Here is a 13,031-nt window from a genome sequence, read left to right as displayed (position 1 = left end):
CATGAATGAACTGACAGAGCGAACGCTGAACTACTACCGTCAGCAGCAGTATCAGCCTGGCTGGTTTGATCTGCTCAGCGTGATGATCAACGGGATGTTACGCAATGCGGGCGAACGGGAGAGTCATGCGTTTTTGCGGCAGATGGGCGAGACGCTGGCCGCTCGCTATCCGCTGGCGGCAGCGCAGACGGTGGCCGATCTGGAGTATCAGATCAATGCGGTGCTGGCGCGCTTTAACTGGGGCTTTGTCGATGTGCAGCCTCATGCCACCTCGCTGCTTATCTGCCATATGGCCCTGCCGCCGGGAGACGGCGTGATTGACGGACCTCAGTGGCGTGCGGCCCTGGGCGCGGTGCTGCTTGGCCTCTACGGGCGCTGGCTGGCTGAACAGGGCGGTCAGCCAGACGTCCCGCTGGTTTGTAAGCAAACCAGCGACGAAACCACATTAACTTTCTGCTACCAGAGGTGAGACGGGTGAAAAAGCTTTGGCTGACGAGCGTAATAGTAATAGCAATGCTGCTGAGCTGTGTGCAGGCCAGCGCAGCCGACGGCTGGAGCAGCTTTAAAAGCCGTTTTATGACCGGTGATGGCCGCATTCTGGACACCGGCAACAACGATATCAGCCACACCGAAGGGCAGGGTTACGCCATGCTGATGGCGGTGTCGTATAACGACCGCAGCAGCTTTGACAGCCTGTGGCGCTGGACACAGCAGCATCTGAAAAATCCGCAAACCGGACTGTTTTACTGGAAATATAATCCGGCGGCTGCCGATCCGGTGGCGGATAAAAACAACGCCTCCGATGGCGATGTGTTGATCGCCTGGGCGCTGCTGAGGGCCGGAGAGAAGTGGCAGAATAGCGGATATTTGCAGGCATCCGACCGCATCCAGCGCGCCATTGCCGATCACAGTGTGAAAAGCTTTGGCGGCTACACGGTGATGCTGCCGGGTAATCAGGGGTTTGATAAAACCACCTACCTGATTATCAATCCGTCCTATTTCCTGTTTTCCGCGTGGCGTGATTTTGCCAGCCGCAGTCACCTGAAAGTGTGGAATAACCTGATCGACAGCGGTATGGATCTGCTGTCGAAGATGCGCTTTGGTGATGCGGGGCTGCCGGTGGACTGGGTGGTGCTGAATGCCGATGGCTCGGTCGCTCCCGCCACGGCGAAACCCCCGCGTTTCAGCTATGACGCCATCCGCATCCCGCTGTATGTCTGGTGGTATGACCCGCAAAGCCTGCAACTGGTGCCTTTCCAGCGTTACTGGATGAGCTTCTCACGGCTGCAAACCCCCGCGTGGATCGATGTGCTGAACAATAACAAAGCGCCTTACAATATGTCGGGTGGGCTGCTGGCGGTGCGTGATTTGACGCTTAATGCGGGCGGCCTGAGCGATCGGTTAAGCGATAAAGAAGATTACTACTCGGCCAGTCTGCAAATGCTGGTGTGGATAGCGATGAAAGATCGCTAATCGCCTGAGTAACTTACTCATTTTTGCATCCGACGCGCTAAATTATGCGGCGGTGCAGGGATTGTCTGACGCGTAGCGCAGGGGGTTAACTGGGGAAAACGGCGGAGATCACCGGGACCCCAGATGAACCCAATTCAGACCACTTCAACCGATCGGCAGATCAGGCAACAGCCGGCAGCGCTGGTTTTGACCATCGGCATTTTTTTTGACGGCACGGCGAACAATGCCGTCAATACCACCTCCCGCCTGCAATCCTGCGCGGCGGAATATTTTGGCCTCGACGATGAACAGGCCCTGTCAGCGCTGGCGCGACTGGGGCAGGACGGCCATCAGGGCAGCCATCTTGGCTACTACACCAACATCCACTGGCTGAACAACCTGTATCAAACCGATTTGCCGATTGCTGAAGGGCAGATACAACAGCGTATCTATATCGATGGCATCGGCACCGAAGCAGATGAGAAAGACAGGCTGCTGGATACGGCGCTGGGCACCGGCGCACGGGGCGTGGTGGCGAAAACGGATAAAGCCATTGCGGCGATTGCCGATCTGCTGCGTGATTTCTTCAGCAACCAGCCTGATGCCGCTTGCTGCACCCTCACTGAACTGCAATTTGATCTGTTTGGCTTCAGCCGGGGAGCGGCGGCGGCCAGACATTTCGCCAACCGGGTTTTCAGCCAGGCCCGCGCAATCATCGCCGCGCTGCAACAGGGCCTGTGCGGGCTGGATTATCAGGGTGCGGCGGCGGGGAAGGTTCGTTTTCTGGGGCTGTTTGATACCGTTGCGGCGATTGGCAGCGCAGCCAATGGGCTTAACCCCAACAGTGCGCACAGTGGTGAGGTCCAGCTGGAACTGCGCCCCGGCGTGGCAGAGAAAGTCTTTCACCTTACCGCCCGGCACGAGTGCCGTTTTAACTTTGCCCTTAACAGTGTCAAACCGGCGTGGCCGGAGCTGGCCTTGCCGGGCGTCCATTCTGATATTGGCGGCGGCTATCACCCGGTGGAAGAAGAGAACTGTTTTCTCACCCGGCCACAGTTTGCCACCGTTGCGCTTGCTACCGATGATGCCAGCACGCCTGTCTACCGGCGGGCAGCTGAAGAACTTGATGCCCTGAGACATTACCCGGCCAGCGCGCTGTTGACCGCCAGCAACCCGACACAGCTGGTCAGCTGGCATGACGACCGTATGCCGACCGATCGTTACGGTATGCTGCAAAAGCGCAGCGGCGCGGCGGCAGTTTTGCGTCACCGCGTGCGCAACGACTGGGCGAAGGTGGCGCTGAGGGTAATGCTGGATGCGGCTTCGGAAGCCGGGGCGCATTTTACCCCGGCGGTGCCGGCATTTCCTGAGCTGGCGTTGCCCGTTGAGCTGGAAAGCCTGTGTGAAAAGGCCGTCACCCTGGGACGTGCGGCACGCAGCGGTCGGCAGGCGGTGGGATTTACCACCCCGGAGCTGAACCTGCTGGCGGGGCAGTATCTGCACTGTTCCGCCAACTGGAACGCCGTCAGCGTTGATGAAAGTGGCTGCGTTTCCGGCGCGGTCAGGCCTGGCAAACTGCTGTCATTCACTAACCGCCCGGACAGGCACTGGCAACGCACGATTTACAGCGTGGATGGTCGGAAAATGTGAGCGCAGATAATAATGCCATCATTCCTCGCAACGGCCAGTCTCTTCGCTGTTACTGCCGAAGCGTGCTGTATTTATATCTGATAAAAAGCATGAGGTATGCCGCAGTTGTTCTTATCAATTATTGAACTGTGATTATTTTCAGCATAGCATCGCAGCTGCTGATGTAAAATTAACTTTCAGAATGAAAAAATAAATATATTTGTGCTGGCCCCGGTCAGATGATTATTTAATGGATGCTGTTTTATCAATCATAAACGGCGACCCTGAATAATTTGAATTGCAGGAAAGGTTACGCACCTGCAAGGTGACGTATTCAGGGCAAAGATGAAAAGGATATCACTATGGCGGGATTTAATTACGGTGGTGGCAAGGGTGACGGTACCAGCTGGAGTTCAGAGCGGGGGAGTGAACCTGCACCCGGCGGCGATAGTCACGGAAATTCAGGTGGTCGCGATAACAGAAATAACTCAGGCAACAGAGCCACAGGTGTTTCTGACAGGCTGGTGTCGCAGGTAACGCACTGGCGCGGGCTGCCGGTATCAATCCGGAAAGTTTCAGCCTCTACTTTATTGAAGAGGGTCATATTATCGGGATCGCGAACGATGCGGGCGTGGGAATAGACGGTGATTTTTCTCCGGCTCATGTTAATTTAGGGCCTGCTCCAGCAGATCTGTTTAGCGAAAATAAAACCGCAGCCGGAAACGACAACCACAATGCATTAAATGGCGGGCTGGGCCTGACCGACCTTTATAAGGGCGATCTTTCTGACGCACGTATCAATGCGCTGAATAAAACCATTGCTGATAACATGAAGATGGCCAGGCTTAAGCAGTCCGGAACGCGAATTACCAAAGCCAGATCGGAAATAATTAAGGCAAAAAAAGAGCTGGGCATGATTAATCTGGTTCGTCAGAAAAACCAGCAAGCTGCCGGAGATGAAAGGGAAATGCTCGACAAAGCAGCGGGATTGATTACGGATACAGGCGGAAAACTCGCAGATTATTTGGGTGAAAAATACCGTACGGTAGCAAAAGAAATTGCAGATAATATCAGGAATTTTCAAGGTAAGAATATCCGTAATATAGACCAGGCGATGGCCTCCCTGAATAAAGTCATCTCTAATCCCAGAATGAAAATTAACAAGGCTGATAAAGATGCGATAATTAATGCCTGGCGAAGTCTGAACGCCAGCGATATGGCTGACAAGCTGGGCAACCTTGCCAGAGCGTTTAAGGCGGTCGATATCGTGCAGAAGGTTGAAAAAATCCGTCAGAAAAGCATTGAGGGGTTCGAAACCGGAAACTGGCAGCCGCTGATGCTTGAGGTTGAATCCTGGGTGCTAAGTGGTCTGGCCGCCAGCTTTGCGCTGGGGATACTCACCAGCTTAATCGCCTTGGTGTCGTTATATTTCCCAATATCTTCAGTAGCTTTAACGATATTCGGCATAATTCTGTTGGGTATTGCAGCGACATTTATTGATGCTGATTTGGTAGATGAAATTAATAATGAGCTTATACGTTCGGCACATTAGATTAAAAAGAGAGGTCTACTGGATTTCTCTTTTTATACCGAATAAATTGGATCGGAAAATATTTTTTCAGAATTACCTGTATCGTAAAAATCCATTCCATAAATTAGCTTGATATATGATGGGCATCAAAATATACGATTTCTTGTTTCTCTAAACAATGCGAAAGAAATCCATATGAACGTTATTGTAAATAAAAAAATACCGGAAAATATGCTTGCGTAAAATGCGGTAAGAAAATAATCGTTTTTGGCTATAATTTTCAATATATCTCTTTTGGTGGTGAGTTCGATATTACAAAAAAGAAACACATAGACCAGGATGAAATACAATGAGCCGCTGAGCAGAGTAGTTTTTATCAGAACTCTCAGAGACGCCTCTGTTTTCAGAGTAACCCAGTTGCAGGGAGGTAAAACAAACAGCAGTGCAAAAATGGGCGCCGTTTTGCAGTAAATATCCATTACCTTACTCATTAATGGATTTTTAGCTGACATCAAAGCGGGCCAGTCAGCGCCAAAGCTGGCGATCTCTTGCAGCAAAGGGGAGTGCGGATCATCCTGGTACAAAGCAAAGATAAACAGTATTGGTATTGCGGAAAATGCCATAAAAACCAGCATTCTTCTGCTTACTTTATTGTTTTTCCTGACGATATCCGCGTGTTCCATAGTATCTCCCTGTTTATTATTTCACCCGGTGTCTGTTCCATCGGACCGTTCCGTTTGCCTGCCTGATTCTGGCAGTGCTCGCCATCCCTGTATAACTCTTTGTACTACGCCCGTTTTGCGTTGCGCCGATTGCAAGTGGCTGAGACATCTGTTCGGGCAGACTGTCAGCTCAGATTGATAATAATGGCCGGGCACCGCTCTTTTTTCATGGGAATGTGGCAGCCGCAGCGATGATAAAACGGCTTTATATAATCTGCCAGTATTCTCAGGGGCATTTGCGATACCACGCAGACAACCTGGCAGATCATTTTACAACGGCGTACTGTTTTGCATTTTCGTGCCGCAAGCTGCTCCCTGTGTGCTGAAGGATCCTTGCCACCCGGCAAAAACAGGGTGCAAAGTAAATGAACTCAGCCCCAATGAAACCGTCTTCGATAATTACGCGAAGGGAAATGATTAATCGCAACGGCCTGCCAGCGTGCTGCTGTGCTGCCTGCGCTGTCACCATGCCAGCGGCGCAGGCTTCCTTCTCAACAGCTTAAGCCACCTACTGCGGCCAGGCCACCCAGTCGCCGCCGTTGAGCCGAACCCAGGGTTTGCCCTGATAGAGGATTACAACCGCGTTATCATTTTCCGACACCACCGGCGACTGCGGCAGATTTTCCGTCAGCGCTGACATGCTGACGTTGGCCGCATTAAACACCTGCCCGTCCACCACCCGCGAAATCAGATCGGAGAGCGCCAGCAGGCTGGTGGGGGCGTCTACCTGTAATGGCTGCTGCTGATGTGGTGCTTTCATACCGGCAAACATAATGCCCACCGGTACATGGGTAATCGCCGGGCTGGGGATGTCGCGCAGGCCGGGCATCTGCATTTTGTCACCCTCAAGGGCTGCACCGTGCTCCGGCGCAACAATCACCATCACCTTACGGCCTGATTTATCCAGACGGGTCAGGAAGGCATCCAGCTGATCAAACAGCTGTCTGGCCCTGGGCTGCCAGGCAGCGGTTTTGGTGCTGCCCAGCTCCCGCGTGCCATCATGCAATGGGATCAGGTTGTAAAAGGTGGCGCTGCGCGGATCGTGACTTTTTTGCCGCTCATCCAGCCAGCGCTGCATCACCTCGGCATCATTCAATACCGGGGAGCTGTCAAACGAAGACCAGGCGGCGTTGATGCCGTTCTGCGCCATCAATGGCGCCTGCAAATGACCATCGTCACGCAGTTCTTTCAGGTAGTCACCAAATACGCCGGTATGGTCCATCATCAGTTCAGATTTAAAGCCGAGCTTCGCCAGGTTATCAAACAGATAGCAGCGTTGATCGGCAGGCTGATAAAGCGAGGCATGGGAAGCCTGACCACAGCTGGCACGAAGCAGGCGAATGCCCGCCGGACCGCTGTAGCCGGTGGCGGAGTTGTAATTGTTCAGCACCACATCAAAGTGCTTCCACAGTGGGTGATTGCGCAGCTGGGCGTCATCCAGATCGGACCAGGCGAGTGAGCAGATGTTAATCACCAGAATATCGAAGGGCGTGGCGTCCGCCGGTAATGCGTCCGGGAAGGCGGTGATACGCTGCTTTTCACTCTGGTAAAACTGGTTAAGCCAGGCGGTCAGGTTTTCGCTGGTTGGCGGTGCCGACTGGTCGCTGGCACTGGCCGCTTTTGCCACATTACCGGACGGCGTCGGCGTGTTCAGCACGGCCTGCGGCGTGCTTTCTCTGTCAGGCAACAGCCTGAATGCCGGACCCGCAAGGTTGACCAGGTTGATCCACAGCAGCATCAGGGTCACCAGTACCGTGATGCGCAGCCACTGCGCGATAAACAGATAGCCCACCAGCATCACAAAGCCGGTGCCAATCATCGGCCAGTTGATAAAGCGGTTCGCCAGGTCAAGCAGGTACGCGCCGGAAAAACCGGTCAGCTGAGAACCCTGGCTGGCGATGCTTTCCGGGCCCGGTAGCCAGGTGTCGTGCCAGAACAGCGCGATAGCCACCGGAACAGCCAGCCAGTGCCGCAGGCGATGCAGCCGTGGCGAGGGCAGGGGAAAAAGCAGCGCGGCGAGGAACACCAGATTGCTCAGCGCATGAAAATTAAGATAGCCAAACCACAGCAGGGCAAATTTGACCAGGAAGTAGAAATTCCAGCCGCCCAGGCCCCGCCAGTGGAGGAGGGGATCTGGCTTCACAGGTTGGTGTTGATTCATTATTTATCCGATTTTGAAGATTTTTGTCGCCAGGTGCCCTGGTATTTCAGTGCGCGAGGCGGGGTAATACGCAGCACCAGCCGCCGCCACTGTCGTGGCAGCCAGCGGGCATAAAAGGGTTTTAACAGCAGTAACAGCAAAACCATCAGTATCAGGATTTGCACCACATCGATTAATGTCATCTGTTTTCTTCCGTGAAAGGCGCGCCGATGGTGATCATTTGGGGTTTTCTGCGCAGGGGCGGCTGGTGGAGGCGCGGGCCGCTTATGATCGGCAGTTTCACGGCGTTTTTCCTGCCACAGATATTGCGCTGGAGTACTGGCAGCTGGTAGCGCGTCTGCCTGGTCAGCAGTCGCTGGCGCTGGCATAGTTGCAGGCGCTGGATGGCGATGCGCCAGGCAGTATCAGCGTACGCCTCGCCATTGCCCGGATGCAGCTGAGCCGCGACCAGCGTCAGGCCGCTATACGCCAGTTGCAGCAGGTGGCCGCCGAACCTGCTGGCCGCCGCCAGGCCGCAGCGCTGTGGCTGAAAACCATCCAGTCTGAGCCGGTCGCGCCGCAAACGGTGGTGGCGTTGAAAGAGTATCTTGCCACCTTCACCAGCGACCAGCCGCAGGCTGATGGCCTGGCCGCGCTGGCCGCCGCCCGGAAAATGCTGGCCGACCCGGCTTACCAGCAACGTCTGCGCGGGCTGGCAATGATTGATCGCGGGCAGAGCCTCGCGGCGATTCCGGCATTAAGAGCCGCCCTGCATGCCACGCCCAATGACCCGCTGTTACTGGGCGCGATGGGCCAGGCTTATTCACGGGCCAACCGCCGCGCCGAAGCCGGTGTCTGGTATCAGCGGGCGATTGCTGCCGACGGGCAGGGCACCGATATCGACAAATGGCGCAGCCTGCAACGTTCAAATCTCTACTGGCTGGCGATTGCTCAGGGCGACAACGCCGTGGCTGTCGGCGATCTGCGCCGCGCCGCGCTGCATTATCAGCAGGCCCGTGCGCTGGATGGACGCGATGGCTATGCATTAATTGGCCTGGGCGATGTGGCGCTGGCGCAGAAAAATCCGGCGCAGGCCGAACGGGATTACCGCCAGGCATGGCGGATGGATGCTGCCAATATCACCGCGTTAAGACGGCTGGTGACGCTTTATCAACAGCAGTCACCCCAACGGGCGATGGCTTTTATAAACAGCCTGCCCGCCAGACAGAAGCGGGCGCTGAACGATACGCTGGTCACGCTCAACAATACGCTGCTGAGCGCCGAAGGCGATCGGCTGGCCGCCAGCGGAAACTGGCCGCAGGCGGTCGCGACGTATCGCCAGGCACAGCGGGCGACGCCCGATGACGTCTGGCTGAATTACCGTCTGGCGGGCGCGCTGCGTCAGACGGGAGAGCGGCAGGCGGCGGATAGTCTGATGGCCGCGCTGGCCAGACGGAAACCGGAGGATGCCAGCCAGGTGTATGCGTACGCGCTGTATCTGTCTGCCAGTGACCGCACTGACGACGCTCTGCGCCAGCTGCATCGCCTGCCGACCGCCCGCTGGGATCAAAATCTTAACGATCTGCACGCTCGCCTGATGATGGAGATGAGCCTTGCCCGCGCCGAACGGTTGTATGCCGCAGGCGATCGGGCGGCGGCAGACGCGCTGCTCGACACGCTACCTGCATCCACACGGATTACCCTTACCCGCGCCGACTGGGCGATGACGCAGGGCGACAGTGAGCGCGCACTTCAGGGATATCGCGCGGTGCTGGCGGTTGAGCCGCAAAACACCACCGCCCGACTGGGGGAAATTGACGCGCTGCTGGCGCTGAAGCAGCTGCCGCAGGTCCGACAGCGGCTGGTGGCGCTGCCTCCGACCGCGATGACGGAGAGTGTCAATGCCGGACGGCGGGCGGCGGCGGCCTGGCTGGCGGTAGGAGATGTGACCCATGCTCAGGCACTTTATCGCCGCCTCAAACCGCAGGCGGAAAAAGAGATGCCTTCCGCAGGCAGCGCGCTGCTGTTTCGCGATGCCGCCCGGCTGGCCGCCAGCCAGCAGCAGCCGGTTGCGGCGCAGGATGATTATGGCCGGGCGATGCTGGCCAGTGGCATCAGCGATACGCTACCGGCAAATCAGCAGGCGCTTACCCGGCTGACACGCAATAACCCGGCCGATGACTGGCTGAAGCGGAGTATCCGCAGCGATGCCGCCACGCTTGCCCGGCAGCAGGACACCACCCTGACCATTGCGGAGGGTTATTCCCGCAGCAAAGGCACCGGCGGTATCTCTGATTTCACCGCCCACACCACCATGATGCAGCTGGAGACGCCGCTGGCAGCAGGCAAAGGCTTTATGCGGCTGGATAATGTCTCCCTCTCTGCCGGGACTTTTTCGCGAAATGCGCAGGGTAATTTTGACGACAACTTTGGCACCTGTGCCAGTACTGATGCAGTCTGTCGCCGGGATTTCCGGCAGCACCAGAACGGCACCAGCGTTGGCCTTGGCTACAACAGCGAGCGCTGGTCGGCGGATCTGGGCACCACACCGCTGGGCTTCGAGGTGACCAACTGGGTCGGTGGCCTGACCTGGCACGGCAGTATTCAGGATGTTGGCGTGTCGGTCACCGCATCACGCAGGCCGGTTTCCAGTTCGTTACTGGCCTATGCCGGGGCGCGTGACCCCGCAGAAGCCAGCGGTAAACGCTGGGGCGGCGTGGTGGCGACCGGCGGCGAGATCAGCCTGAGTTACGATCGTGGCGAGGCTAACGGTCTGTGGGCCAGCCTTGGCGCGCATCAGCTGACCGGCGAAAATGTCCGCGACAACAGCCGTCAGCGGCTGATGGCGGGTTATTACTACAAGTTGATTAATGAAGATAATCGCCGGGTGACGGTGGGGCTGAACGCGATGCTGTGGCACTACGCTCACGATCTCAGTGATTATTCGCTGGGCCAGGGCGGCTATTACAGTCCACAGCGTTACCAGTCGCTGGCGATTCCGCTCACTTACCGTCAGCGCAGCGAAAACTGGTCGTGGAGTCTCGGTGGCTCGCTGTCATGGTCACAATCCCGCAGCCGTGGCGAACCGCGCTATCCCCTCTCTGATACCTCGCTGACTGGCGATAACCCGATGGGCAGTGACGGCAGCAGCCGCGGGTTCGGTTACACGGTGCAGGCGGCGGTGGAAAGACGCCTCAGCGCGCACTGGACGCTGGGCGCGGGTGTGGATCTGCAACAGGCGAAAGATTACACTCCCAGTCAGGGTTTACTCTATGTACGTTATTCGATGACGGGCTGGCAGGGTGATCTGGATATGCCCGTGCAGCCGTTAACGCCGTATGCCGACTTCAATTAGGCTAACGTGCTGATATTTAACGTTGCCTGGTCATAGCCAAAACGCGTCTCAGCTCATGCTTCCTTAAGGGATGACTTAACAAGCGCCTGCCATCATATATACTCAGGACAGTTTTGCCGCCTGCGTGGCGGCATTCAGCATTGCGGAGAACAGGCTTGCGCGTCAGTCGTTCATTAACGATAAAGCAGATGGCGACGGTTTCAGGGGTGGCAGCTGTCACTATCTGTATTTTTATCGTCATCCAACTTTTCCATTTTGTGCAGCAGCGCAGGATTGACTATGCCCAGCAGATGGAAAATATCGCGCATACCGTGCGTCAGCCATTGTCCAGGGCGGTTCTGAAGGCGGATATCAGTCAGGCCGGATTGATTCTGTCGTCGCTGAAACCCGCCGGTATTCTGGCACAGGCTGAAGTGGTGCTGCCCAGCGGGATGCAGGCGCTGCATACGGATTTCGAACCCACCAGACCGGTGCCGGAGCTGGTTGCCCGCCTGTTTGAGTTACCGGTGAAAATTACCGTGCCGCTTTATTCGCTGGAGCCGTCGAACCCGAAACCGCTGGCGCTGCTGGTGTTGCAGGCGGATTCCTGGCGGGTGTACCAGTTTATTCTCAGCGCGCTGTCCACCATGGTGACCATCTGGCTGCTGCTGGCGCTGATCCTTTCGGTGTCCATTAGCTGGTGCATTAATCGCCTGATTGTTCGCCCTTTAAGAGCCATCGCCGCTGAGCTACAGGATTTGCCGCCGCAGGAAGCCATCTCGCACCAGCTGGTCCTGCCGAAACGCCACCGTGATGATGAGCTGGGGGTGCTTATCCGCAGCTATAACCGCAACCAACAGATTGCGGAGGCGGTGCACGATGAAATGAGCCGTCTGACCACCCGCGTCGCCCTGACCAACCTGCCAAATAAAGCCCTGTTTCTTGCGCTGCTGGATGAGCATCTTAATTCGCTCTCCGGCGATGAGTCGTTTACCGTGCTGATCCTGCGCATCGAAACGCTGCTGGAAGCGAATGGGGTGGTGGCGGACGAACAGCGTGACGCGCTGTTACTGACGCTGCTGGAGAGAGTCAAAGGCTGCATTGACAGTCACACCATCGTTGGGCAGATCTCCGGTAGCGATTTGGTGCTGCTCGCCAGACGTGCCAACAGTCCGTTTCGGGCGATGCGGCTGGCGCGCCTGCTGTTGCTGCGTCTGAATCAGCCGGTGACGCTTTCGCAAATGCAGCTGCGGCCCAATGTCAGTATTGGCCTGGCCCAGCGCGATGACAGTCATCTCAGCGCCCAGGATTTTCTCAGCCGCGCCGCGTCAGCGATGATGTCAGCCCGGCATCAGGGTAAAAATCAGATCCTGTTTTTCGACCCGGCGATGATGGAGCGCGCGCACAAGCGCCTGACCCAGGAGCACGATATCTTGCAGGGGCTGGCGGAAGAGAAATTTTCGCTGTTTCTGCAACCACAGGTGGATATGCGCAACGGCCAGCTGGTCGGCGCGGAGGCGCTGTTGCGTATGCGCCAGCCGGATGGCAACTGGTCGCTACCGGAGGATTTGATCGTCAATGCGGAAGAGATTGGGGTGATAGGTTCGCTGGGACGCTGGGTATTCGAAGAGTCCTGCCGGGTACTGGCGGCCTGGCAGAAAGCCGGGGTAAAACTGACGCTCAGCGTCAACCTCTCTGCCGCGCAGCTGCGTGAGCCGGATATGGTGCTGCACCTACGCGACCTGATTGATCGTCACCGCATTTTACCCGGTAGTCTGATGCTGGAAATTACAGAAACCGCACAGGTGGAGGAGCTGGAACTGGCGCTACGCCTGCTGGGCGAGTTGCAGGAGTTTGGTGTGTCGGTGGCGCTGGATGACTTTGGCATGGGCTATGCCAATCTGAACTGGCTCAGCCAGTTTAAATCCCTGTCAATCAGTAAGTTAAAGATGGACCGCAGCTTTGTCTGTTTACTGCCCCATGACGATACGATGGTGAAGATAGTGGCAGCGATAGCAGAGATAATCAGGCTGGACGTGATAGCGGAAGGGGTGGAAACGCCGCAACAGCGCGACTGGTTGCTGGCACGGGGTATCTTTATCGGTCAGGGATATCTTTATTCTGAAGCGCTTCCTGTTGCGGCCTTCAATCAGAAATACTTCGCCGCTCTTCAGAGCGCAGCAGATCAACTCTTTCAGGATTGCTGACGCAGGCTGAACCTGC

The 13,031-nt window shown here is 56.5% G+C and carries 11 protein-coding genes; 7 read left to right on the top strand and 4 right to left on the bottom strand.

Annotated elements, in window-relative coordinates:
• Position 1 precedes the first annotated feature (1 nt).
• The 3 genes from bcsD to AC3RPL_RS19825 all read left to right on the top strand — a co-directional run bounded on the left by bcsD (position 2) and on the right by AC3RPL_RS19825 (position 3,102).
• Entirely contained in the window at positions 2–469 is a 468-nt protein-coding gene (bcsD, locus tag AC3RPL_RS19835; RefSeq protein ID WP_490741279.1) for a cellulose biosynthesis protein BcsD, read from the top strand.
• A 5-nt stretch (positions 470–474) separates the two neighbouring features.
• A complete protein-coding gene (locus AC3RPL_RS19830) occupies positions 475–1,473 on the top strand; it encodes a family 8 glycosyl hydrolase (protein WP_490741278.1) in 999 nt (332 codons plus the stop codon).
• A gap of 123 nt (positions 1,474–1,596) precedes the next feature.
• Entirely contained in the window at positions 1,597–3,102 is a 1,506-nt protein-coding gene (locus AC3RPL_RS19825) for a T6SS phospholipase effector Tle1-like catalytic domain-containing protein (RefSeq protein WP_490741277.1), read from the top strand.
• Positions 3,103–3,532: 430 nt separating this feature from the next.
• On the opposite strand, the gene AC3RPL_RS19820 is transcribed toward AC3RPL_RS19825, so the two are convergent.
• Complete coding sequence (locus AC3RPL_RS19820; RefSeq protein WP_490741276.1) at positions 3,533–3,745, bottom strand: hypothetical protein; 213 nt, start codon at positions 3,743–3,745, stop codon at positions 3,533–3,535.
• A gap of 249 nt (positions 3,746–3,994) precedes the next feature.
• On the opposite strand from AC3RPL_RS19820, the gene AC3RPL_RS19815 reads away from it, so the two are divergent.
• Positions 3,995–4,633, top strand: a complete 639-nt coding sequence (locus tag AC3RPL_RS19815) for a colicin-like pore-forming protein (protein ID WP_490741275.1) — start codon at positions 3,995–3,997, stop codon at positions 4,631–4,633.
• 125 nt (positions 4,634–4,758) lie between these two features.
• Here AC3RPL_RS19815 and cui read toward each other — a convergent pair whose 3' ends face one another.
• The 3 genes from cui to bcsF all read right to left on the bottom strand — a co-directional run bounded on the left by cui (position 4,759) and on the right by bcsF (position 7,677).
• Positions 4,759–5,295, bottom strand: coding sequence for a colicin immunity protein Cui (gene cui, locus AC3RPL_RS19810; protein ID WP_490741274.1), 537 nt, complete (start codon positions 5,293–5,295; stop codon positions 4,759–4,761).
• 547 nt (positions 5,296–5,842) lie between these two features.
• Positions 5,843–7,495, bottom strand: a complete 1,653-nt coding sequence (gene bcsG / locus AC3RPL_RS19805) for a cellulose biosynthesis protein BcsG (RefSeq protein WP_490741273.1) — start codon at positions 7,493–7,495, stop codon at positions 5,843–5,845.
• Positions 7,495–7,677, bottom strand: a complete 183-nt coding sequence (gene bcsF / locus AC3RPL_RS19800; protein WP_490741272.1) for a cellulose biosynthesis protein BcsF — start codon at positions 7,675–7,677, stop codon at positions 7,495–7,497. The genes bcsG and bcsF overlap by 1 nt, the downstream gene beginning before the upstream one ends.
• A 38-nt stretch (positions 7,678–7,715) precedes the next feature.
• Between bcsF and AC3RPL_RS19795 the strand changes: the two genes are divergently transcribed.
• The 3 genes from AC3RPL_RS19795 to hmsP all read left to right on the top strand — a co-directional run bounded on the left by AC3RPL_RS19795 (position 7,716) and on the right by hmsP (position 13,015).
• Positions 7,716–7,865 (top strand): hypothetical protein, encoded by a 150-nt coding sequence (locus tag AC3RPL_RS19795; protein ID WP_490741271.1) that lies wholly within the window; start codon positions 7,716–7,718, stop codon positions 7,863–7,865.
• A complete protein-coding gene (gene bcsC, locus AC3RPL_RS19790; RefSeq protein WP_490741270.1) occupies positions 7,866–10,829 on the top strand; it encodes a cellulose synthase complex outer membrane protein BcsC in 2,964 nt (987 codons plus the stop codon).
• A 155-nt stretch (positions 10,830–10,984) separates the two neighbouring features.
• Positions 10,985–13,015, top strand: coding sequence for a biofilm formation regulator HmsP (hmsP, locus tag AC3RPL_RS19785; protein WP_490741269.1), 2,031 nt, complete (start codon positions 10,985–10,987; stop codon positions 13,013–13,015).
• The last annotated feature ends 16 nt before the right edge of the window (positions 13,016–13,031 follow it).

The sequence above is a fragment of the Erwinia papayae genome (assembly GCF_058241465.1).
The sequence above is the reverse complement of the archived record's forward strand: the minus strand, read 5'-3'. Positions and strand labels throughout refer to the sequence as shown.

Coding starts and splice junctions, on each gene's coding strand:
- bcsD (WP_490741279.1), top strand. CDS start 2: ATGAATGAACTGACAGAGCGAACGCTGAACTACTACCGTCAGCAGCAG.
- AC3RPL_RS19825 (WP_490741277.1), top strand. CDS start 1,597: ATGAACCCAATTCAGACCACTTCAACCGATCGGCAGATCAGGCAACAG.
- AC3RPL_RS19820 (WP_490741276.1), bottom strand. CDS start 3,745: ATGAGCCGGAGAAAAATCACCGTCTATTCCCACGCCCGCATCGTTCGC.
- AC3RPL_RS19815 (WP_490741275.1), top strand. CDS start 3,995: ATGATTAATCTGGTTCGTCAGAAAAACCAGCAAGCTGCCGGAGATGAA.
- cui (WP_490741274.1), bottom strand. CDS start 5,295: ATGGAACACGCGGATATCGTCAGGAAAAACAATAAAGTAAGCAGAAGA.
- bcsG (WP_490741273.1), bottom strand. CDS start 7,495: ATGAATCAACACCAACCTGTGAAGCCAGATCCCCTCCTCCACTGGCGG.
- bcsF (WP_490741272.1), bottom strand. CDS start 7,677: ATGACATTAATCGATGTGGTGCAAATCCTGATACTGATGGTTTTGCTG.